Raw genomic sequence first — 21,745 nt, 5'->3', positions numbered from 1 at the left:
TTCAGAACTCGCCGAACACGCCGGTCAGCTCCGCGACCGCGTCGGCCATCGGGATGATCTCGTCATAATCCTGGCGGATATATTCCATGATCGCCGGGTGGCTGGCGATGGCGGCGTCGATCGCCGGATCGGTGCCGGGGCGATAGGCGCCCATCAGCACGAGATCGCGATTTTCCTCATAGGTCGCCAGATGCCGGCGCAACTGCCGCGCGGCTTTCTGATGCGGCTTGTCGACGATATCGGTCATGACCCGGCTGACCGACGGGCCGATGTCGATCGCGGGATAGACGCCGTGTTCGGCTAGCGCGCGGCTGAGCACGATATGCCCGTCGAGGATCGAGCGGGCGGAATCGACGACCGGATCGTTGCCGTCGTCGCCGTCCGCCAGCACGGTGTAGATCGCGGTGATCGAACCGCTACCCTTCGCGTCCGCCCCGGCGCGTTCGATCAGGTTGGGCAGCATCGCGATGGCCGACGGCGGATAGCCGCGCGCCGATGCCGGCTCGCCCAGCGCCAGACCGATTTCGCGACCGGCATGGGCGACGCGGGTCAGGCTGTCCATGATGAGCAGGACTTTCTTGCCCTCCGCGCGGAACGCCTCGGCGATGGCGGTGGCGCGCAGGGCGCCGCGGATACGCAGGACCGGCGAGTGATTGGCCGGCACCGCGACGACCACCGACCGCGCCCGCGCCGCGCCGGCGATCTTGGTTTCCAGGAAGTCGGCGACTTCGCGACTGCGCTCGCCGATCAGGCCGATGACGACGACATCGGCGGCGGCGGCGCGGACGATCATGCCCAGCAGTACCGACTTGCCGACGCCCGACCCGGCCATGATGCCGACGCGCTGGCCCTGACCGACGGTCAGCAGGCCGTTGATCGCGCGGACGCCGACGTCCATCGGCTCCAGCACGCGGCCCCGGTCGAGCGGGGATTGCAGCTTGCCGGCGAGCGGCCAGCGCCCGGCACCGCGAATGGGGCCAAGCCCGTCGATCGGCTTGCCCGCACCATCCACCACGCGGCCAAGCAGGGCCGCGCCGACCTCCGCCTCACCCGGAGGGCCGACCGGCCGGACGGGGGCGCGGGGCAGAAGGGCGGCGGGTCCGCCAAGGTTCATCAGCAGCGTGCGGCCGTTGCGAAAGCCGATGACCTCCGCCTCGACCCTGGCATCGTGCAGGCCGCCGACCTGGCAGACGGTGCCGACCGGCAAAGTGAGGCCGACCGCCTCCATCAGCAGGCCGTCGAACGACGACAGCCGACCCGATACCTGCGGCGCGGGGGTGAAATCGGCGATGCCAAGCGTTTTGAGGTAATCGGCGGTGAAGCGGTTCAGCACAGCGGCGGCACCGGTACGCGGTCGATCGCCCGGGCCAGTTGTTCCAGCCAGAGTTCGGGGCCGTCCTCAATGATGGTCGATGCGCTTTCCATGACGAAGGTGCCACGCGCGATGGTCGCGTCGCCGGCGGCGAACACGCTGTTCGGCAGGTGGCCGTCCAGCAGGTGGACATCGTCCGGGTTGACGCGCAGCAGCGCCGGTTCGCCGGCCTCGGCCAGCAAGTCGGAGGCGGCGGCGATCCGCGCGGCCATCAGGTCCGGCGCGATGCCGACTTCGCCGACCAGCTTTGTCACGAGGAACAGCACCGTCTGGCGCAGGCGTTGCGCGACCTGTTCGCGGTCGATCCGGTCGCCCGATCCGATCGCGGCGGCAAGTCCGGTCAGCAGCGCGCGATCGCGTTCGGCGACGTCTGCCTGTGCAGCGGCGGCGGCGGCAAGACCCTCGGCATAGCCGGCGCTGTGCGCGGCCTCCAGCGGGTTGACGAACGACGCGTCGTGCGCGCTGTCCGGGTCCATCAGGTCCCATCCCTCGGTCGGGTTGGTCGTGGGATCGGCCGGGCTGAAGTGGCGCGGGCCACCCTGCGCCGCGAACGTCGTCGGATCGACATGGGCGGCGGCCCTGTGCGTGCCGCGCATGTCGACCGCCGAAAAGCCGCCGGCCGGTGCAAACGCGGCCGCCAGCACGTTGGCGGTCGTGTCGTGGCGGGATGCGAACCCCGCCGCGAACCCGGCCCCCTGGACATCCGCCGTGCCCCCCCGGACATCAAACATAGTCGTCTTCACCCCCACCCATCATGATCGTGCCGTCCTTGGCCAGATTGCGCGCGATCTGGATCATCATCTTCTGCGCCTCCAGCACTTCGCTGAGCTTCATCGGGCCACGGCTTTCGATTTCGTCGCGGATGCCGTCGGCGGCGCGCGCCGACATGCAGCCGAGGAAGCGGTTGCGCATCGTCTCGTCGACGCCCTTCAGCGCGCGGACCAGGATGTCGCCGTCGACGTTGCGGATCAGCGCCCCCAGATTCTTGTCGTCCATCTCCAGCAGGTTGTCGAAGACGAACAACGCCTCCTCGATCGCCTTGGCGACTTCCTTGTCGATCTTGAACAGCTTGGGCATGACCCGCTGTTCGACCGTCTTGCGCGCGCCCGACAGGATCTTGGCCGCCTCGCGCGTGCCGCCCAGCGTGACGCCCGATTTCTTCGACGCGCCGCCGGTGCGGTTGGCGAGCATGGTCTTCAGCGTGTCGACCGCCTCGGGCGTGATCGGCCCCAGCTTGGCGATGCGGTGAAGAATGTCGGGCTGCACCGTGTCGGGCAGCATTTCCAGCACCTGGCCACCGATCGACGGATCCAGATTGGCGATCAGCACGGCGGCGATCTGCGGGTGTTCCTTCTCGATCAGCGCGGCGATCTCGCTTGCGTCGAGCCAGTCGAGCAGGTCGATCTCGCACGCCGCCTCTGCGGGCGTGATGCGCGCCAGGATGCTGTCGGCCTTTTCCTGGCCCAGCGCGCGCTGCATCACCGCCTCGATCTGCATGCGCGGCTCGAAGCCGATGGTGGTGCGTTCGCGCGCCTTGTCGACGAAATCGTCGAGCACGCGTTCCACCTCGTCCTCGCTGACGTCGGCGACCGCGAACATCGCCTTGCCCAGCAGGCGCACTTCCTCCGGCTCCAGTTTCTGCAGGATCGCGGCGGCTTCTTCCTCGCCGACCAGCATCATCAGGACGGCCGCGCGCTCGACGCCGGTATAGCTACGGTTGTGATCGGCCTCGGCCATCGGGGATCAGGCCTTGATCATGTCGCGCACGGCCAGTGCCGCACGCGTGGGGTTGTCGCGGGTGAAGCCGCGGACCGCGCCGATCCGCTCGTCGTAACCGCGCGTCTGTTCCAGCTGGTCCATGCTGATCGGGGCGGATCCGCCCGACGATCCACGACCACCGGGGGCGAGCGCGCGCATGACGGGCCGCGCGACGCCGTCGTCGCCCGTCTCCATCACCTCGACCATCTCGCCGCCGCCTTCGCCGGTCGCGGGGCCGCCATCGGTACCCGCCGTCGCATCCTCGCGCTTCTTCATCAGCGCCTTGGCCATCGGCCGGACACCCAGCAGCAGCACCATCAGCGCGATCAGGATCGCGGTCACGTTGCGGGCGACGACCGGCAGCCAGCCGGCGTCGTACCAAGGCGCGTCGGCGGGGGCTTCAGCGCCGGCGAACTTGCGGCTGATGACGGTGACCTGATCGGTGCGCCCGGCGTTGAAGCCGACCGCGCTTTTCACCAGCTCGGTCACCTGACCGATTTCGGCCTGGGTCCGCTTGCCGGTTTCGGGATCGCGCAGCAGGACCGCGACCGACAGCCGCTTGATTCCGCCGGGGGATGCGCGCGTGACCGAGACCTCGCGACCTAGATCATAGGCGCGCTGGAAACTGTCCGACTGTTTGGCCGGATCGGGTGCGGGGCCACCGGCGACCGGTGCGGGCGTGGTGCCGGGTGCGCCGGTCGCCGCCTGCGGGGCCTGCAACGTGCTGGCGGGCGGCGGCGTGTTGGACAGCGCGCCGGGGATGCCGCCGGGCGCGGGCGATGCCGCCATGTTGCCGGTCCAGTTGCCGGTTTCGGCCTTCAGCGTTCCCTGCTTGTCATAGCTTTCGCGCGTCGCCTGGGTTTCGTCCAGATCGACATCGGCCTGAACCTCGGCGGTGAAGTTGCCTGCGCCGTAGAGCGGGGTCAGCAGCTGGTTGAGCTGCTGGCGGTATTTTTCCTCGACCCGGCGCTGGAACGCGATGCGTTCGTCGCCCGCCGCAGAGCCACCGCCGGCACCACCCGACTTGGTGAGCAGTGCGCCCATCTGGTCGACGATGGTGACGTCGTCGGGCTTCATGCCCGGCACCGACGAGGCGACGAGGTTGACGATCGACGACACCTGCGCGTCGGACAGCGACCGGCCGGCAGCCAGTTTCAGGATGACCGATGCCGACGGGCTGGCCTTGTCGCGGACGAACACGGTCGATTCCGGCATGGCCAGATGGACGCGCGCCTCGGCGACAGAATCAATTTCCTCGACCGATCGTGCGAGTTCGCTTTCGCGGGCCTGGCGCAGACGCTCGCCCTCGACCGCGCGGCTGACGCCCATCGGCAACTGGTCGAGGATCGCATAGCCGCCGGGTGCCGCCTTGGGCAGGCCCTGACCCGCCAGCAACAGGCGGGCACGGCTGTAATCCTCCTCGTTGACGGTCAGCGCGCCGCTGCCGTCGTCGATGTGGCTGGTGATGTTGGCCTGCGTCAGCGCGGAGGTGACCGCCGCCTTGTCGGCATCGGGCAGGCCGCTGAACAGCGTCTTCTGCGTTGGCGTCGACAGCGTGGCCCAGGCGAGCGCAGCCGCGCCCACCATCCCGACCATCATGGCCATGGGCAGCGAACGGCGAACCGCCGGCTGGGCGAGGACGCCCTGGATCTGGCGCAGCGGATTGGCGAACCGTTCCGGCACCGCGATCGGCGAGGTTGTGGCGAGAGCGTTGCTCATATCAGACCGGCATGCTCATGATGTCCTTGTAGGCACTCAGCAGCTTGTTGCGGACCTGCAGCGTGGCTTCGAACCCGACCGAGGCCTGCTGGCGGGCCAGCATGACCTTTGCGATGTCGATCGTTTCGCCGCGTTCATACGCCTCGGACAATTTGGAAGCCTGTTGCTGGCCTTCGTTCACGCTTTTCAGCGCGGTTTCCATCGTCGAGGCAAAGCTGGTCGGTTCCGCGGCGACAGCGGTCGGCGCGGCGGCGTTGCCGGTGGCGCTGGCCCGGCTCAGCGCCTGGTTGCGCTCCAGGATCTGCGCGCGCAGCGCCATCACCCGGTCGACGCCCATCGGACCCGAGACGGGACTCATGCCGACATGGCCCGATAGGTCGGCTGGGTGATGTCCTCACCCTGTTCGCGCGCCTTGGCGAGACGGTAGCGTAGCGTGCGCTCGGAAATGCCCAGACGCTTGGCCGTCTCGATTCGGCTGCCGCCACAGGCGGCCAGCGTCTCGCGGATCGCGGCGAACTCGCTCATCTGGACGATGTTGCCCAGCGTCGACGGGGTGTCGTTGGCGGCGCGCTCTGCCATCGGCAGGGCAGCGGGACGGTCGAACACGATGTGATGCGCCCCGATCGTATCACCACCGGCGAACAGCAACGCGCGCTGGATCACGTTCTCCAGCTCGCGGACATTGCCCGGCCAGTCGTGGTGCATCAGCTGGTCGATCGCCTCGGCGGTCGGCCACGGCACGACGCTGCGGTTGCCGGCGTGGCGCAGGATCATCGTCGCGGCGAGCGCGGGAATGTCCTGGCGACGCTCGGCCAGCGAGCGGGTCGACAGCGGGAAGACCGACAGGCGGTAGTAGAGATCGGCGCGGAACCGGCCGGCGGCGACCTCTGCATGCAGGTCGCGGTTGGCGCAGGCGATGACGCGGACGTCGATCGACTGCGGCGTGGAAGCGCCCAGCGGCACGACCTCGCGCTCCTGCAACACGCGGAGCAGCTTGGCCTGCAACTGGAGCGGCATCTCGGCGATCTCGTCGAGCAGCAGCGTACCGCCATCGGCCGCGCGGAAGAAGCCTTCGCCGCCGGCCGACGCGCCGGTGAACGCGCCTTTCTGGTGACCGAACAGCAGGGCTTCCAGCATCGACTCAGGGAGGGCGGCGCAGTTGATGGCGATGAACGGTTTGTCGCGGCGGTTGCTGCCGTTGTGGATCGCGCGGGCCAGCACTTCCTTGCCGGTGCCGGTGGGTCCGTTGATGAGGACGGTGATGTCCGCCTGCGCCACCCGCTCGGCCAGCGCGAACAGGGCGAGGCTTTCGGGATCGGCGGCGGTCGGGGCGTCGGCGCCTGCGACCAGCGCGCGGGCAAAGCCGTTGCCGACCGCTGCATCGTCATGGGTAAAGGACAGGCGGGCGGGCTTGCCCTCGGATGCACGAACCAGGCCACGCGGACCATCGGCGACCACCAGCGTGCGGGCAGGGGACGTCACGTCCTCGCCGTCCATCACCAGCAGCGTGTCGCCGGCGGCGGGACGCCCCTTTGCCGCATCACCCAGCACCAGCCCCTGCGCACGCAGCGACGAGAGGAGGGTCACCTTCTCGGACTTCAGTCTTTCAGAGGGCCAGATCGCGGGCATGTACGGCATCCTTTCGAGAAACCTTAGATGCGCCATGCGTGGTAAACAGGTGGTTAAACCGGCAGCCAGGGCGGCAACTTTTTTCCGGGCACGCCCGCGCGCGCATGAACGGCACAGGGAATCGAAGGTTTAGCGTCGATTCTTCGAATCCGGCATTTTCCCGGCCGGCAACGGACCGGCAAAAAATGTTCGGCCGCCGGCTAAATCCTGCCGGTCGATTGCCGTTTCTCCACTTGGCGGCTCGGCTTTCACTCCAGACGGTTGGGGGGCGCCATTGATGGAGACCGGAAAATGACTGTTATCGGAACGAACGTCAGCGCCCTGCGCGCTACCTCTGCCTCGACCATGGCGTCGGGTGCGCTGTCGACCGCGATGGAGCGTCTCTCCAGCGGCAAGCGCATCAATTCGGCCAAGGACGACGCAGCCGGCCTGGCCATCGCATCGTCGATGACCGCGCAGATCAAGGGCATGAACCAGGGCGTCCGCAACGCGAACGACGGTATCTCGATGGCGCAGACGGCGGAAGGCGCGCTCGACGAGGTCGGCAACATGTTGCAGCGTATGCGCGAGCTGAAGGTCCAGTCGTCGAACGGCACCTATTCGACCGCCGACGTCGCGAACATCAAGCTGGAGCAGGACGCGCTGGCCAAGCAGGTCGACAACGTCATGACCAACACCAAGTTCAACGGCAAGGCACTGTTCGACGGCACCGCTGGCGCCAGCGGCGTGGTCAAGATCCAGGCCGGCGCGAACGCCGCCGACTCGATCGACGTCACCTTCGGCAACCTGAAGGCCGATTCGGCGATCACCGCCGTCGTTACCGGCGGTGCATCGGTCGCAAACGCGACGCTGGTCAACTACGACACAGCGATCGCCAAGGTGGCGACCAGCCGTGCGGCCCTTGGTGCCTCGCAGAACCAGCTTTCGTCGGCGGTCAACAACCTGACCAGCAATTCGACCAATCTCGCTTCGGCACGCAGCGGCATCGAGGATGCGGACTTCTCGCAGGAATCGACCGCGCTCGCCAAGGCCCAGATCCTGAGCCAGGCATCCACCGCGATGCTGAGCCAGGCAAACCAGAGCCAGCAGGGCGTCATGTCCTTGCTGCGCTAAGGTCGGGAAGGGTCCGAACCCGGCGCCGCCCCCCCAAGGGCGCCGGGTTCGGACCCACCGAAACCTTGTGTCATCTGCCAGAAATACGGACACCCCGACGGCATCGTGCCGATCGGGGAGGCCCCATTTCTGCTGCACTGCATTTTTTTTGCTTAAGCCTGGCCCGGTCGCGCCGTTTCCCTTTGTGGCGGCTCGACCTTCGTCCGGGGGGCGGCGGAGAGCGTCATGCAGATGGAGACCACCAATGACTGTAATTGCCAGCAATATTTCCGCACTGCGCGCTACCAGCGCATCGACGATGGCATCGACGATGCTTGCGACCGCGATGGAACGCCTGTCGACGGGCAAGCGCATCAATTCGGCCAAGGACGACGCGGCCGGCCTCGCCATCGCCTCGTCGATGACGGCGCAGGTGCGCGGCATGAACCAGGGCATCCGTAACGCGAACGACGGCATTTCGATGGCGCAGACCGCGGAAGGCGCGCTCGACGAGATTTCCAACATGCTGCAGCGGATGCGCGAACTGAAGGTCCAGTCGTCCAACGGCACCTATTCCACCAACGACGTCGGCAACATCAAGCTGGAGCAGGATGCGCTTGCGGCCCAGATCACCAACATCGTCGCCAACACCAGTTTCAACGGCAAGCAGTTGCTGAACGGCACGGCCGGCACCAGCGGCACCGTGACCATCCAGGCCGGCGCGAATTCCAACGACGCCATTCCGGTGGTGCTGGGCAACCTTGCCACGGACACCGATCTGGCAGGCGTGGTGTCGGGCGGCACCTCGGTAGCTGCCGCAACGCTTACCAAGTATGACAGCGCCATCGCCAAGGTCGCGACGACCCGCGCCGGCCTGGGTGCGGTGCAGAACCGGCTGGAGTCGGCGGTCAACAACCTGACCAGCAATTCGACCAACATGCAGGACGCGCGCAGCCGGATCGAGGATGCCGATTTCTCCGAGGAATCGACCGCACTCGCCAAGGCCCAGATCCTGAGCCAGGCCTCGACCGCGATGCTGAGCCAGGCGAACCAGAGCACGCAGGGCGTCCTGTCGCTCCTGAAATAACGGCGTTCTCGCGCCGGTACCGCCGCCCCCCAACGGGTGCCGGCGCAAGGCCGAGCCTTCTCATGCGAAAAGGTCGAGACGGACCCCGGTGGCACCACGCCACCGGGGTTTCGGTCGTTGGTATGCGCTGAGGCAATCAACGGCTCGCGGCGGCTCGCCTCAGGAGCGGTCGACATTCACGTATCACCGCTGTCGTTCATCGCCGAAACGTCCTTCATCCCAGCGCATGCCGGGATCCAGAGCAGTGACGCGCAACCTTAGCGGCTCTTGATTCTGGGCCGAGTCCAGAATGACGAGAAACTTTTGGTTCCGGTCCAGTCAAGATCGTAAATGCGAAAATCGCCGACCATGCGGGTTGCATGATCCGCCTTGCCGAGGCCGATGCTCTGCACGCGAACGATCGGATGGGCGATAACGATATGAAAGTAGGCGCGCGCTAGCGCCCGGTCGCGTGCATAACGAGCCGCCGTCAGGTTCAGGATCATGCCATCAGGCAGCGTATCGGCGATCGCCTCCGCGCCCCGGCCTTGGCGAACCATTTGGACAACGACTCCAGCATCTGACCCTATGTCGGCCAAAGATGGTCCCACAGGGGCATGAGTGTTCGCTCTTCGTAGCGGATCGAAGATGCACTCCAAGTCGCTGCGAGCGCCAGCGTCAGTCCAACTGAACCCGAAGATCATGCTTGCCGTGTGACGAACGGGAGCGTCTGCGCGCGCTTTGCCAACAGCGGCGTGGGCGACAAAGGACCGCCTCGGGGTTGGCCCCGCACCGGGCCGGAAGGAACAGCCGCTGCTGTCGACATCGTGAAGGCCGCCTATCGGCAAACGCCCAGTTGCGGACATTTCCCCGCCGCGCCATGAAAGTCATATGACGAAGGACGGGTACGATCAGCTCATGCATGTGGTTTGCGTCGAGTGGGGCTTTTGCGGTTGCATAAAGAACGATCAGCCGATGCACGTCGATCAACTCATACCGTCCGAAGGACCAGTAACGGCAGACCAGTTCGTCGAGTGGGTCTTTCTCGCAGACGACATGAATCCAAACTCGCAGCCGGAACGATGGACCCGACATAAGCTGGCGATCCGCGCCGCATTCGTTGAGCATATGGGCGGCGACCTCGTGGATGCCTCACAACTTCGTTGGAGCGACGTGCCGCAGCAGCCGACGACACCTGACGGCAAGTTTCGTGAGCAGTTGAGTTAAGGGGCGCAATCCTTCAGGCTCGGACAGTCCTGAGCCTTGTTTCACGTAACCGGCTCCGTAATCGCATGTTTGTCGCAAATGAATATGTGCGGTCGCGGTCAATGCCGGGCGCATGCACAAAGGGCGCCGGCCATTCGACCGACGCCCTGTCGTTGGACGGCCCCCCGGCCGAGAGAAGAATCAATGCCCGGTCAGTGCCTTGCGTAACCGGTCGTGCGCGGATTTCTTGATCTGGCAGACGCGGGCGGCGGTGACGTCGAGCACCTGGCCGATTTCCTCCAGGTTCAGTTCCTCGACATAATAGAGCTGGATGGTCATCGCCTCGCGCTCGGGCAGGCTGGCGATCGCGGCGATCAGGGCGTCGCGCTGTTGCCCGTCGGCCAGCTGCTCGAACGCGTCTGGCATGTCGGAGGCGAACCACGGCGTGTCGTCGGTGTAGACGTCGTCGATCGGCTCGAACCGGATCGCCTCCGACGTCGCATATTCGGTACGCAATTTGTCGACGCTGACACCCAGGCGCTCGGCGATCGACGCTTCGCCCGGGGCCTTGCCGGTTTCGACGGTCAGTGCCGACACCGCCTCGGCCAGCGCACGGCGGCGGCGCATCGCCCCGCGCGTCGTGGTGGCCTGACGCCGCAGTTCGTCGATCATCGCCCCGCGCAGGCGGGTCTTCAGATACAGCTGGAAGGCATGACCGCCGCGATCCTCGGCCGCGGCCGCCGCCTCGACCAGCGCGACGAGGCCGACCTGGACCAGATCCTCGATCTCGACCACGCTGCTCATGCTGCCATGGACGTGCCACGCGATCCGGCGGACCATCGGCAAATGCTTGCGGACCAGCAGTTCGGCGCTGGGGGCGGGGGCGTAGGTCAGCGGCGTCGCGTCGGCGAAGGCGCTGCGCATCGGTAGGGCGCTCATGCTGGCAATGCTCCGGGTGCGCCGATGACGGCGACGACTTCGACGGCTTTTTCTTCAGGCACTTCGAAGAAGCTCAGGACGGGGGTATCGGGCATGCAGGTCCTCACCAGCTTGCGGATGGCGACACGGATCGCGGGCTGGACGACCAGCGCGAACGGCTTGGCTTCGGCGATCAGCGGCTGGGCGGCGCTTTGCAGCGCGTCGACGATGCGCCGGCCGAGATCGGGTTCGATGACGTGGCGGCGCGACGGATCGCCGCGCATCGCCTGACCGAGCAGCCCTTCGAGCTGACCCTCCAGCGTCATCACGCGCAGCGGCTCGCGCACGCCGCACAGTTTCTGGATGATGAGCGCGCCAAGCTGCGGGCGGATCAGTTCAATGATCTCGTCGGCGTCGGCCGACTTCTGCGCGGCGACCGCGATGGCGGCGGCGATCAGGCGGAACTCCTTGAGCGGGATGTTCTCCGCCAGCAGGCCCTTCAGCACCTGGGTCAGCGTCGTGATCGGCAGCGGGTTGGGCGACAGCGAGGCGACCAGCTGCGCCGCGCGTTCCTTCAGCCCGTCGAGCAGCGACTGGACCTCGTCCTGGCCGAGCAGGTCGGTGGCGTGCTGGCCGAGCGCATGGTTCAGGTGCGTTGCCATGACGGTGCCGGGATCGACGACCAGATAGCCGGCACCGGTCGCGGCATCGGCATCGCCCGGCGCGATCCAGGTTGCGTCGAGGCCGAAGGTCGGATCCTTGGCCTTCTTGCCCTGTAATTCGCCGAACGCCTGACCGGTATCGAGCGCGAGCATCTCGTCGGGCGACACCTGATCCTCGCCGACGCATACGCCGTTGACGAGGACGCGGTAGGTATAGGGTGCCAGGTTGATGTCGTCGCGGACGCGGACCTGCGGCACGACGAAGCCCAGTTCCTTCGACAGCTGGCGGCGAACACCGGTGATCCGGCCCATCAGCGGCGCGCCACGGCGTTCATCGACCAGCGGCACCAGGCCGTAACCGATGTCGAGATTGACCTGCATCGCGTCGGTGACCTCGTCCCAGCCGATCTTCGACTGGTCGAGCGGTGCTGCGGCCACGACAGGTTCGGGCGGCGGCGGGCGGCGCTCGATCTGGCGCAGCTTCCATGCGGCGAAGCCGGCAAGGGCTGCGGCCGACAGGATGATGAGATGCGGCATGCCCGGCATCAGGCCGAGCAGCGCGAGGATCCCGGCGACCGGCGTCCAGGTGCGGACCGAGCCGAACTGGCTGCCGATCTGGCCGGCGAGATCGTGCTTCGACGTGACGCGGGTGACGATGGCGGCGGCGGCGATCGACAGCATCAGCGACGGCAGCTGCGCGACGAGGGCATCGCCGATCGCGAGCAGGATATAGGTGCGCGCCGCATCGGCGATGGTCATGCCGTGGCTGACCGGCCCCAGGATCAGGCCGCCGACGATGTTGGCGGCAAGGATCAGCAGGCCGGCGACCGCATCGCCCTTCACGAACTTGGACGAACCGTCCATCGAGCCATAGAATTCGGCTTCCGTGGCGGTGTCGATGCGGCGCTGCTTGGCTTCGTCGGGAGTGATGAGGCCGGCGTTCAGGTCGGCGTCGATCGCCATCTGCTTGCCGGGCAACGCGTCGAGGGTGAAGCGGGCGGACACTTCGGACACGCGGCCCGCGCCCTTGGTGACCACGATCAGATTGATGATGACCAGAATCGCGAAGACGAACAGGCCGACGACATAGTCGCCGCCGATCAGGAAGGTGCCGAATGCCTCGATCACATGGCCCGCCGCGGCCTCGCCCTCATGTCCGTGGACCAGCACGACGCGGGTCGAGGCGACGTTGAGCGCGAGGCGGAACAGCGTGGCGAACAGCAGGACCGTCGGAAAGGCGGAGAAGTCGAGCGGCTTCTGCGCGTTCAGCGACACCATCAGGACGGCCAGGCTGATCGCGATATTGGCGACGAAGAACACGTCGAGCATCGCCGACGGCATCGGCACGACCATCAGCACGACCAGCAGCAGGATCGCCAGCGGCAGGGCCGAACCGCGCAGGTTGGAGAGGAAGGCGGGCACCCGTTAGGCTCCCATGCTCGCGAGCATCATGTAGGCGAGGCGGGCGGTGTCGGGCGTCGGGCGCAGCAAGTTGGCGGCGGACTGCGTGCCGGCCGGCATCCCGGACGACGCCTGACGGAACTTGCCGAGCGCGGTGCTGGCCCAGGCCAGCGCATCGTTCATGCTCTGCCCGCCGCCGGTAATGACGGTCGATCCCTCGGCATCGAACGCCTGCGCGGCATACTGGACGGCGGGCAGCGCGGCCGAGCCGGCGGCACCCAGTTTGGCCGAGAAGCGATCGTAGATCTCGCCGAGCGAGCGCGGCTGGCCGTTGGACGCGTAGAAGACGTTGCGGTTGGCGCGGGCGGCGGCGGGGAACAGCGCGGCACCGGTGGTCGCCGACCCCGATTCCATCGCGCCCAGAAATTTCTTCGCGCCGCCAAGGCCCAGGAAATGCGCCATGTACAGGTCGGTGCCGGTCGCATCGCGGTCCAGCGTCTGTTCCAGCGCGGCCTTGTTGTCGGAGGCGTGTTCGGCGGCCATCAGCGAGGCGGTGGCGGGATCGTTGCGCAGTGCCAGGATCGCCTGCCGCGTGGCGGGATCGCCGACGCTCAGCCTGCCGCCGGCGGTCCGGCCGATGCTGTCGGCGGCCCAACCGAGGCCATGCTTCGCACCGTGGTTCTTCACGACCGCCAGCCAGCTCTGTTCGATGAACTGGTAGAGGCCGCTGGCGGACGAGGTGCCGGCCTTCGCATCGGCGCGCAGCCCGCTTTCCAGCTTGGCCTGGCCGAGCAGATAGTCGAAATCCACGCCCGTCCTGCTGCTGGCAAGCTGGATCGCGGACTGGACGCGGCTGGCACCAACTGCGGTGACTGGGATGGGATTGACTGGCATCGCGGAAATCTGGCCCCTTGTTGGGAACCAATTCAGCAAGGGCCGTGCCAGTCTGCGGCCCTGTATCAAAAACGGCGGTTTCCCGCGCGTTTCACCCCTTACGCGTACGCGCGGGCCACCGGCGAGCGATAGGCGTTGCCGCTGTCACCGGTCAGGGTTTGCAGGCGGCGGCGAACATTTGCCGCCATCAGGTTGACATAGATACGGCAGGTTTCGTTCAGACGGTCGGCTTCCTCGGCCAGGCCGCGCAGTTCGGCACCCGCAGGGCCGGTGCCGGCGGCGGCGATCGCTTCGATCGCGACCAGCTTTTCCTGGGTCGCGCGTTCCAGCTCGCCGGCGTCGTTCGCCTTCAACGCCGCGATTTCGGCATGAAGCGCGTCGATGACTCGGATCAGGGCATCACGCCTGGTCATTGGGGCTCCATTCGAGCTTCAGGGCCATCATGCGGTCGGCGATCGTCGCGGGCTGGATCGGGAACGTCCCGTCCGCGATCGCCTTCTTGATGAGGGCGACCCGCTCGACATCGACCGGTGGCGCGGCGGCCAGCATGCTGGCCGTCGTGCCGGACACGATCGTTGCCGCGTCCTGCTTGCGTGCGATACCGGCCTGAACGGTCGGCGTCGGTGCCGTCTGCGCGAGACGCGACACCGCGGCCCCCGCGATCGATACCGGCTTTGATCCTACCGTTTCCACCATGTCCGCACCCTTTGGTAATTGCTGACATTGTAGGAAACGGCCGGCGTGTGAAAAGATTTAGAAATTATTCCTGCCAGCCGGGCAGGGTGGCACGACCGGCCTCGACCGCGACGGCCTGCACCGGCGTGCGGGTATCCTCCACCTTGACCATGAAGCGCGCGCCGGCGGCGGCATCGCCCATGGCGATACCCTGACGTGAGATGGAGAAGCCGGCGGAACCCGCCTCGATCATGACGGGATCGCCGCGTTTGATGACGACCTCCGCCTTCGCCGCCGGCGCGGCCGCGACCGCCGCGATGGCGGTCGGCCGTGCCGGGACAGCGGCGGCGGGTTTCAGGACGGGGACGAAGATCCGCCAGTCCGGCCCGGAACAGGTGATGACGACCGCGTCGTGCGCCTCGGTCCGCCACGACATCGCGACCATCGGGCAGGTCGCAAGGCGCAGGCGCGGGTCGACCGGCGTGCGCGCGCCGCCCTCCGCCCCGATTGGCCGGCCGGTGAAGGCGGCGACCGCGCGGTCGAGGCCGGCGGTGTCCTGGAAGCCGGCCGCCAAGGCGGGCGTGGCGAGCAGGAGAAGGGGCAGAATACGCAACATGATCGTCTCCATCAGGGGCGCGCGTCGGGCGACGGCGTGCCGGCAAAGGCCAGCGTCACGGTCGCGGCACTGCGGCCGGGGCGGGTATCGGTAGTGATGACCATCCGGCCGGGCGACACGGCACCGCGCGTTGCGAGGACGGCGGCCACGGTGCGGGCGCGGTCGGCGGCAAGGACTGCGCCGTTGCCGCTGGTCGGGTCGACATCCTGCGCGGTCCCGTCCGACGAACCGGTGACGGTCAGCAGGACGCGGGGATCACGGGTGACTTCGTGCGCCCAGGCGACGAGCGCGTCGGGCGCGGCGGGCAGCATCGACGATCCGGGTGCGAAGTTCATCATGCCGGCGGCGGCGACGGGCATGGCCTCCTCCTGCGGCGCGCGCGACCCGAAGCCGGCACGGATTCCTTGTGCCAGCGCGTCGCCGTCACTGTTGCGGGTGGCCTGGATCAGCACGAGAAAGCCGACCAGCAGCAGGGCGAGGTCGGTGAGCGTGATGAGCCACAGCGGCTTGCCGGGTGCGATGGCGGGGAAATCGTCGTCATGGGTCATGCCGCCACACTCGACAGGCTGCGCGGGGTTTCGCGGATGGCCAGGGCGACCAGAGGGGCCTCCAGCCGGGTCCGCTCGAACGCCTCGTGCCGCGCCTGCGCGCGCAGGCGCGTGGCGATCGGCATCGCGACCAGATTGGCAATGAGCGCGCCGTACAGGGTCGCCAGCAGGGCGATGGCCATGGCCGCGCCGATCGTGGCGGGATCGGTCATCGTCGCAAACATGCTGGCCAGCCCGATCAGCGTGCCGACCATGCCCATCGCCGGTGCCGCCTCGGCGGCCCCGGCCCAGACCTCGGCGGCGGCAAGGTGACGTTCGGCGCGCGCGCGGCGGCGATAATGGACGAGATCGGCGACCATCGTCGCATTGCCCCCGTCGACGATGACGGCGATCGCGGCGGCGATGTCGGCGTCGGCGATGACGGTGCGGTCAAGCGCGATGACGCCGTGGCGCTTGGCGATCCGCGAGAGGGCGGCGATCTGGACGAGCAGCGGCTCGGCGTCGAACCGGCGACGCGTCAGGGTGGCGAGTGCGGCCAGCGCCCGGCCGACATCGGCGAACGGCGCGCGCAACACGACGGCAAGCGCGGTGCCGCCAAGGACGATGGCCAGGGCGACGGGGTCGAGGAGCTGGGCGAAAAACTGGTCGGGTGCGGTCATGGGTGCGTGAGTAGCAAGGGCCGGGCCAGATGCGCGTCTGGGAGATGGAAGGTTGCGAGGGTGGGGCGTGTGACAGGTCGGCCAGTACGCTATCTACACCACCCCGGCGGAGGCCGGGGCCCAATTGGGCAAACGGTGGTAAATAGCTGCGGACGCCAACCCACTTGGGCCCCGGCCTCCGCCGGGGTGGGTAGAAGTGGGATCCCGGCGATGACGGGCAAGGCGGGCCTGGGGCGCGGTCAAACGTCGTCACAAGGAAGTCGCGACTGGGCCCCGGCCTTCGCCGGGGAACGGAACAAGCGGCAATCGCTGCCCGGCAGGGTTGCCGCCCGACCGGCAAGGGTTTGCCGCCTCGCCGGTGCCGCCCGTCGATCCGGCGCCCGCTCACCCCTGAAAGCCGAACTGGCACGGCCATTGCTTATGGTCGGACGCGCAATCCCTGCGTGAAGGAGGCCATCGGTGGCAGGAGACTCGCTTTTCGGCGTTCATGGCGCGGCGCTGCAGGTGCGTTCGCAACGCATGGGCGTGCTGGCGTCGAACATCGCGAACGCGTCGACCCCCGGCTTCAAGGCGCAGGACGTTGATTTCAGACAGGCGCTCGCCTCGATGGAAAGCGACAGCGGCACCGGCATGGCGGGTGCGATCAAGTACCGCGTGCCGACCCAGGCGTCGATGGACGGCAACACCGTCGAGCTGAGCCAGGAACAGACCGCCTTCGCCGAGAATGCGGTCCAGTACCAGACAACGCTGTCATTCCTGAACGGGCGGATCAGCCAGATCACGCGCGCGCTGAAGGGCGAATAAGATGGCCAACGCGCCCATGTCGATTTTCCAGGTTGCCGGTCGGGCAATGTCCGCGCAGCTGGTGCGGATGAACACGACCGCGTCGAACCTGGCCAACGCCAACGGCATCGCGAGCAGCGAGGCCGAGGCGTACAAGACGATGAAGCCGGTGTTCCGCACCAGTTTCGACAAGGCGACGGGTCTTGCCACGGTCGATGTCGAGAGCATCGTCAACGCCGGTGAAGCGCCGACCAAGCGATACGACCCCAGCAACCCGCAGGCGGACAAGGACGGCAACGTCTTTGAAGCTGCGGTCGATGAAACGCGCGAGCTGGTCGACATGATGGAGACCGCGCGCAGCTATCAGAACAATGTCGAGGTGATGCAGACCGCCAAGTCGCTCATCATCGACACCCTCAAGCTCGGACGCTGATCATGGCCACATCCTTTGACTCCACGCTCAGCAGCCTCGGCATCACCCGCAGCGCGACGGCGGCCAAGGCCGCCACAGCTACGTCGAAATCCGACACGCTGGGGCAGGCGGATTTCCTGAAGCTGATGACCGCGCAGATGAACAATCAGGACCCGTTCAACCCGGTCGACAACACGCAGATGGTCGCGCAGATGGCGCAGTTCTCGCAGCTGTCCGGCATCACCGAGATGTCGGGCACGCTGAAGGCGATTTCGGACAAGCTGGGCGCGACATCGGCGACCGACGCCATGTCCTATGTCGGCAAGACCGTTCTGACCGCAGGGTCGACGGCGTATGGCCGCAGCGCGGGCGGGATCGCCGGCGGGGTTGAGCTGGACGCGTCGGCGAGCAATGTGAACGTCACGATCACCGACGCCAGCGGCCTGGTGCTGAAGACGATGAACCTCGGTGCGCAGACGGCGGGCACGACGACCTTCGACTGGGACGGCAAGACCGATGCCGGCGCGGACGCGGGGGCCGGTCCCTTCACCGTCACCGCGCTGGCGCAGGATGCTGGCAGGACGGTGGCCAGCCGCGCGCTGGTCTGGGCACCGGTGCAGTCGGTGTCGATCCCGTCGACCGGCCCCGCGCAACTGACCCTGCCGGGTATCGGCACGATCGCCACCACCGCCGTCCGCCAGATCGGCTGAACCCCAACTTCGCGTTTTCAGGAGTAACCTCCCATGTCCTTCTACACGTCGCTCAGCGGGCTTCAGGCCGCGCAGACCGAGATGTCGACCATCTCGCACAATCTGGCCAACGTCAGCACCAACGGGTTCAAGAAGAGCCGCACCGACTTCGCCGACGTCATCGCGTCCAGCGTCAACCTGTCGCCGACGCAAATGGTCGGGTCGGGCGTCGTCGTGCAGGCCAACAAGCAGCAGTTCGGGCAGGGCAACATGATCGCCTCGTCCAACTCGCTGGACCTTGCCATTTCGGGCGACGGGTTCTTCGCGGTCAAGCCGAGCACGAGCAGCGCTGCGATCAACTATACGCGCAACGGCAGTTTCCAGGTCGATGCGAACCATTATGTCACCGACCCGCAGGGCAGCTATCTGCAGGTCTATCCGGTCGACGCATCGGGCACCGCGACGGCGACCGGCCTGGGATCCGCGACCGCGCTGAAGCTGCCCGAGACGAGCGGCACGGCGATCGCGACCAAGGCGGTGACGATGACCGCCAATCTGTCGGCGAACGCCGTCGTGCCGGCGACCGCGACCTTCGACCGGTTCGACGCCACCAGCTACAACCAGTCGACCAACACGCAGATCTATGACGCGGCCGGCAACGCTCTGACCATGACGACGTATTTCAAGCGTGAGACGGTGGGCGACGCGGCGAACCCGACCAGCACCTGGGCCGCCTATTCCTATGTCGGCGACACGCCCCTGAACAGCGGCGGGGCCGGCCGCGTGGCGATGACGTTCGACAGCAGCGGCAAGATCACCGCGCCGCTCGCCAAGACGACGTTCGACCCGATCACCCCGGCGGGCAGCACCGCGTCGCAGGCGATCAGCCTGGATTTCGGATTGAAGACGACGCAGGTCGCCTCCGCCTTCACCGTGTCCGAACGCAGCCAGGACGGCAAGGAAGTCGGCCAGTTGCAGGGCGTGACCGTCGACGCGAAGGGCGTGGTCAAGGCCAGCTTCTCAAACGGCGACGTGCAGGCGCTGGGCCAGGTCGCGACCGTCAACTTCGTCAATCCGGCGGGCCTGCGTCAGCAGGGCAACAGCTATTGGACCGCGACCGGCGTGTCCGGCACGCCGCTGGCCGGCACGCCGGGCGAGGACGGTCTGGGCGAGATCATGTCGGGGCGGATCGAGCGGTCCAACGTCGACATCACCGAAGAACTGGTCGACCTGATCGCGGCGCAGCGGAACTTCCAGGCCAATTCCAAGGCGCTGGATACCGCGAACCAGATTTCGCAGACCATCTTCAACATCCGTAGCTGACGACGACGCAGGGCGGGGGGATATAAGCGATGGACAAGCTGGTCTACACGGCGGCGACGGGGCTGAAGGCGCACATGGCGGCGCAGGCCGCGATCGCCAACAACATGGCGAACGTGTCGACGATCGGCTTTCGCGCCGACCGCGTCGTGTTCGACCGGCTGGAGCTGAAGGGCGGCGGGGCCGAACTGATGGCGCGCGCGCCGACGTCGGAGGAGGTGACCGACGCCGACATGTCGCAGGGCGCGATCCAGCAGACCGGCCGGTCGCTGGACGTCGCGGTCATCAGCCCCGACGCCTGGATCGCGGTGCAGGCGGCCGATGGCAGCGAGGCCTATACCCGTCGCGGCGACCTTGAGGTCGCGCCGTCGGGCGTGCTCCAGACCGGCGACGGGCATCCGGTGATGGGGCAGGGCGGTCCGATCACGCTGCCGCCCGCCGATTCCGTGTCGATCGCCGCCGACGGGTCGATCAGCATCGTGCCCCAAGGGGGCGATCCCAATGCCCCACAGGCGCTGGACCAGATCAAGCTGGCCAGCATCAAGGGCAGCCAGACGGTCAAGGGTCTCGACAATCTGCTGCGCGTGCGCGGCGGGGGTGCATTGCCCCAGGATCTGACGGCCAAGGTGCAGTCGGGCGCGGTCGAGGGATCGAACGTGAACATGACGCAGGTGCTGGTCGACATGATCGAGAACCAGCGCAGTTACGAAGTGCAGGCGAACCTGATGAAGGAAGCCAAGAACCTGGACGAGAGCAGCGCATCCCTGATGCGTCTGCCGAGCTGAGGATAGCCAAATGAGCAGTGCAGCCATGCATATCGCGCGGACCGGGCTTGATGCCCAGGACATGCGCATGCGCGTTATTTCGAACAACCTCGCCAACGTGAACACCACCGCGTTCAAGAAGGATCGCGCCGCATTCGAGACGCTGGCGTACCAGACGGTGACCGCGCCGGGTGCGGCGAGCACCGCGGAGAGCAAATACGCGACCGGCCTGAACCTCGGCACCGGCGTGCGCGTGCAGGGCACGGCGCGGATGGACAAGCAGGGGTCGCTGAACACCACCGGCAACGCGCTGGACATGGCGCTGGACGGCGACGGCTATTTCCAGGTGCAGTTGCCGGGGGGGCAGCTTGGCTACACCCGCGCCGGCAACTTCTCGCGCTCGGCCGAAGGGCTGCTGGTGACGGGCGAGGGCTATCAGGTTCAGCCGGGCATCACGATTCCGGAAAACGCGACGTCGATCAGCATCGGCACCGACGGCACCGTGTCGGCCAGCATCCCCGGCCAGTCGGAATCGACGACGCTCGGCCAGATCCAGGTCGCGAGCTTTCCGAACGGCGCGGGGCTGCAGGCGACGGGCGACAATTACCTGATCGAGACGTCGGCGTCGGGCGCGGCCAATCTGGGCGTCGCCGGCGAGGATGGCCGCGGCAAGATCCGCCAGAATATGCTGGAAGGGTCGAACGTCAACGTCGTCGAGGAGCTGGTCGACATGATCGAGACCCAGCGCGCGTACGAGGTCAATTCCAAGATGATCTCGGCCACCGACGACATGCTGAAATACGTGAACCAGAACCTGTAATCATGGCATCCAGAGCACCCACCCCATTCCGGTTCGGCACCCGCTGGATCGAGATCGCGCTGGCCGCCGTCGCCGGCACTTTGGTCGTCGCGGCGGTCGTGCCGACCCCGGCCGATGCCGGCCTGTTCGGCAAGAAGGCCCCGAAGGAGGATTTCACCGTCGCCCGCGCGCCCGTGATCGCGCCGGTCGCGGCCCCCGCCAACGGCTCGATCTTCCAGGCCAGCGACGGTTATGCCGCGCTGTACGAAGGCACGCGGGCGCGGCGGGTTGGCGACCCGCTGACCATTGTGCTGGTCGAACGGACGGCGGCGTCGAAATCCTCGTCGTCCAAACTGGATTCGAACGGTGGCCTCAGCATCACGCCGCCGTCGACCGGTTCGCTCAGCCTGTTCAGGCCGACCGATATCGGTGCCGGCAGCGGCCGCAATTTCAACGGGCAGGGGTCGGCCGATCAGTCCAACTCGCTGTCGGGCGAAATCAGCGTGACCGTGGCGCAGGTGTTCCCGAACAACACGATGCTGGTGCAGGGCCAGAAGCGCGTGACGCTCAATCGCGGCGACGAGTTCGTCCAGATCAAGGGCATCGTCCGCTTTGCCGATGTCGACGCGTACAACCGCGTGCCGTCGACCCGCGTGGCCGACGCGCAGATCGCCTATACCGGCAAGGGCGACGTCGCCCGCGCCGGCCGACAGGGCTGGCTTGGCCGGTTCTTCTCGGTCATCAGTCCGTTCTAAGGACCGTA

The 21,745-nt window shown here is 67.2% G+C and carries 25 protein-coding genes; 10 read left to right on the top strand and 15 right to left on the bottom strand.

Features of this window, described 5'->3' with window-relative positions; genetic code table 11:
• Nucleotide 1 precedes the first annotated feature (1 nt).
• From ASE75_RS00350 to ASE75_RS00325, 6 genes are read right to left on the bottom strand one after another with little or no spacing between them, the layout of a single operon-like run.
• The gene (locus ASE75_RS00350) at nt 2–1,333 is read right to left on the bottom strand and encodes a FliI/YscN family ATPase (RefSeq protein WP_055927212.1); all 1,332 of its coding nucleotides are present in this window, start codon (nt 1,331–1,333) and stop codon (nt 2–4) included.
• On the bottom strand, nt 1,327–2,115 hold the full coding sequence (locus tag ASE75_RS00345) for a FliH/SctL family protein (protein WP_235512447.1): 789 nt from the start codon (nt 2,113–2,115) through the stop codon (nt 1,327–1,329). Before ASE75_RS00345 ends, ASE75_RS00350 begins: the two co-directional genes overlap by 7 nt.
• The gene (gene fliG, locus ASE75_RS00340) at nt 2,096–3,109 is read right to left on the bottom strand and encodes a flagellar motor switch protein FliG (RefSeq protein ID WP_055927204.1); all 1,014 of its coding nucleotides are present in this window, start codon (nt 3,107–3,109) and stop codon (nt 2,096–2,098) included. The genes ASE75_RS00345 and fliG overlap by 20 nt, the downstream gene beginning before the upstream one ends.
• Before the next feature lie 6 nt (nt 3,110–3,115).
• Nucleotides 3,116–4,849 carry a flagellar basal-body MS-ring/collar protein FliF gene (gene fliF, locus ASE75_RS00335; RefSeq protein ID WP_055927201.1) on the bottom strand — a complete coding sequence of 578 codons (1,734 nt, stop codon included), beginning with the start codon at nt 4,847–4,849 and terminating at the stop codon, nt 3,116–3,118.
• A gap of 1 nt (nt 4,850) precedes the next feature.
• The gene (fliE, locus tag ASE75_RS00330; protein WP_055927200.1) at nt 4,851–5,207 is read right to left on the bottom strand and encodes a flagellar hook-basal body complex protein FliE; all 357 of its coding nucleotides are present in this window, start codon (nt 5,205–5,207) and stop codon (nt 4,851–4,853) included.
• On the bottom strand, nt 5,204–6,478 hold the full coding sequence (locus ASE75_RS00325) for a sigma-54 interaction domain-containing protein (RefSeq protein ID WP_055927197.1): 1,275 nt from the start codon (nt 6,476–6,478) through the stop codon (nt 5,204–5,206). The genes fliE and ASE75_RS00325 overlap by 4 nt, the downstream gene beginning before the upstream one ends.
• Nucleotides 6,479–6,769: 291 nt before the next feature.
• Between ASE75_RS00325 and ASE75_RS00320 the strand changes: the two genes are divergently transcribed.
• A complete protein-coding gene (locus tag ASE75_RS00320) occupies nt 6,770–7,591 on the top strand; it encodes a flagellin N-terminal helical domain-containing protein (protein WP_055927194.1) in 822 nt (273 codons plus the stop codon).
• Between the two features lie 244 nt (nt 7,592–7,835).
• Nucleotides 7,836–8,657: a flagellin N-terminal helical domain-containing protein gene (locus tag ASE75_RS00315; protein WP_055927191.1), complete on the top strand. Its 822-nt coding sequence runs from the start codon at nt 7,836–7,838 to the stop codon at nt 8,655–8,657.
• A gap of 257 nt (nt 8,658–8,914) precedes the next feature.
• Here the strand turns inward: ASE75_RS00315 and ASE75_RS15705 are convergent, their stop codons facing one another.
• Entirely contained in the window at nt 8,915–9,196 is a 282-nt protein-coding gene (locus ASE75_RS15705; protein ID WP_055927188.1) for a DUF1993 family protein, read from the bottom strand.
• Nucleotides 9,197–9,527: 331 nt separating this feature from the next.
• Between ASE75_RS15705 and ASE75_RS00305 the strand changes: the two genes are divergently transcribed.
• Nucleotides 9,528–9,863, top strand: coding sequence for a hypothetical protein (locus ASE75_RS00305; RefSeq protein WP_055927185.1), 336 nt, complete (start codon nt 9,528–9,530; stop codon nt 9,861–9,863).
• Nucleotides 9,864–10,043: 180 nt separating this feature from the next.
• Here ASE75_RS00305 and ASE75_RS00300 read toward each other — a convergent pair whose 3' ends face one another.
• The 8 genes from ASE75_RS00300 to ASE75_RS00265 all read right to left on the bottom strand — a co-directional run bounded on the left by ASE75_RS00300 (nt 10,044) and on the right by ASE75_RS00265 (nt 16,215).
• The gene (locus ASE75_RS00300) at nt 10,044–10,781 is read right to left on the bottom strand and encodes a FliA/WhiG family RNA polymerase sigma factor (RefSeq protein ID WP_055927182.1); all 738 of its coding nucleotides are present in this window, start codon (nt 10,779–10,781) and stop codon (nt 10,044–10,046) included.
• On the bottom strand, nt 10,778–12,844 hold the full coding sequence (gene flhA / locus ASE75_RS00295; protein WP_156340023.1) for a flagellar biosynthesis protein FlhA: 2,067 nt from the start codon (nt 12,842–12,844) through the stop codon (nt 10,778–10,780). Before flhA ends, ASE75_RS00300 begins: the two co-directional genes overlap by 4 nt.
• 3 nt (nt 12,845–12,847) lie before the next feature.
• On the bottom strand, nt 12,848–13,717 hold the full coding sequence (locus tag ASE75_RS00290) for a hypothetical protein (protein ID WP_055927180.1): 870 nt from the start codon (nt 13,715–13,717) through the stop codon (nt 12,848–12,850).
• Nucleotides 13,718–13,815: 98 nt separating this feature from the next.
• The gene (locus tag ASE75_RS00285) at nt 13,816–14,130 is read right to left on the bottom strand and encodes a hypothetical protein (protein WP_055927176.1); all 315 of its coding nucleotides are present in this window, start codon (nt 14,128–14,130) and stop codon (nt 13,816–13,818) included.
• On the bottom strand, nt 14,117–14,413 hold the full coding sequence (gene flgM, locus ASE75_RS00280) for a flagellar biosynthesis anti-sigma factor FlgM (protein WP_055927173.1): 297 nt from the start codon (nt 14,411–14,413) through the stop codon (nt 14,117–14,119). Before flgM ends, ASE75_RS00285 begins: the two co-directional genes overlap by 14 nt.
• Before the next feature lie 64 nt (nt 14,414–14,477).
• Nucleotides 14,478–15,008, bottom strand: coding sequence for a flagella basal body P-ring formation protein FlgA (locus tag ASE75_RS00275; protein ID WP_327196301.1), 531 nt, complete (start codon nt 15,006–15,008; stop codon nt 14,478–14,480).
• An 11-nt stretch (nt 15,009–15,019) separates the two neighbouring features.
• Nucleotides 15,020–15,556 (bottom strand): flagellar motor protein MotB, encoded by a 537-nt coding sequence (locus ASE75_RS00270; RefSeq protein ID WP_235512446.1) that lies wholly within the window; start codon nt 15,554–15,556, stop codon nt 15,020–15,022.
• Entirely contained in the window at nt 15,553–16,215 is a 663-nt protein-coding gene (locus ASE75_RS00265; protein WP_055927170.1) for a MotA/TolQ/ExbB proton channel family protein, read from the bottom strand. Before ASE75_RS00265 ends, ASE75_RS00270 begins: the two co-directional genes overlap by 4 nt.
• Before the next feature lie 459 nt (nt 16,216–16,674).
• Here ASE75_RS00265 and flgB point away from each other — a divergent pair, with 459 nt between their 5' ends.
• Genes flgB through ASE75_RS00230 form a run of 7 tightly spaced genes read left to right on the top strand, consistent with a single transcriptional unit; the run spans nt 16,675 to nt 21,737 of the window.
• A complete protein-coding gene (gene flgB / locus ASE75_RS00260; RefSeq protein ID WP_082463705.1) occupies nt 16,675–17,019 on the top strand; it encodes a flagellar basal body rod protein FlgB in 345 nt (114 codons plus the stop codon).
• 1 nt (nt 17,020) lies between these two features.
• A complete protein-coding gene (gene flgC / locus ASE75_RS00255; RefSeq protein WP_055927162.1) occupies nt 17,021–17,431 on the top strand; it encodes a flagellar basal body rod protein FlgC in 411 nt (136 codons plus the stop codon).
• 2 nt (nt 17,432–17,433) lie between these two features.
• On the top strand, nt 17,434–18,120 hold the full coding sequence (locus ASE75_RS00250) for a flagellar hook assembly protein FlgD (protein WP_055927159.1): 687 nt from the start codon (nt 17,434–17,436) through the stop codon (nt 18,118–18,120).
• A gap of 33 nt (nt 18,121–18,153) precedes the next feature.
• A complete protein-coding gene (locus ASE75_RS00245) occupies nt 18,154–19,422 on the top strand; it encodes a flagellar hook protein FlgE (RefSeq protein WP_055927158.1) in 1,269 nt (422 codons plus the stop codon).
• A gap of 29 nt (nt 19,423–19,451) precedes the next feature.
• A complete protein-coding gene (locus tag ASE75_RS00240; RefSeq protein WP_055927155.1) occupies nt 19,452–20,204 on the top strand; it encodes a flagellar basal body rod protein FlgF in 753 nt (250 codons plus the stop codon).
• A 10-nt stretch (nt 20,205–20,214) separates the two neighbouring features.
• Nucleotides 20,215–21,003, top strand: a complete 789-nt coding sequence (flgG, locus tag ASE75_RS00235; RefSeq protein ID WP_055927152.1) for a flagellar basal-body rod protein FlgG — start codon at nt 20,215–20,217, stop codon at nt 21,001–21,003.
• Between the two features lie 2 nt (nt 21,004–21,005).
• Entirely contained in the window at nt 21,006–21,737 is a 732-nt protein-coding gene (locus ASE75_RS00230; RefSeq protein WP_055927150.1) for a flagellar basal body L-ring protein FlgH, read from the top strand.
• The last annotated feature ends 8 nt before the right edge of the window (nt 21,738–21,745 follow it).

The sequence above is a fragment of the Sphingomonas sp. Leaf17 genome, assembly GCF_001421505.1.
Classification (GTDB): Bacteria; Pseudomonadota; Alphaproteobacteria; order Sphingomonadales; family Sphingomonadaceae; genus Sphingomonas.
The sequence above is the reverse complement of the archived record's forward strand: the minus strand, read 5'-3'. Positions and strand labels throughout refer to the sequence as shown.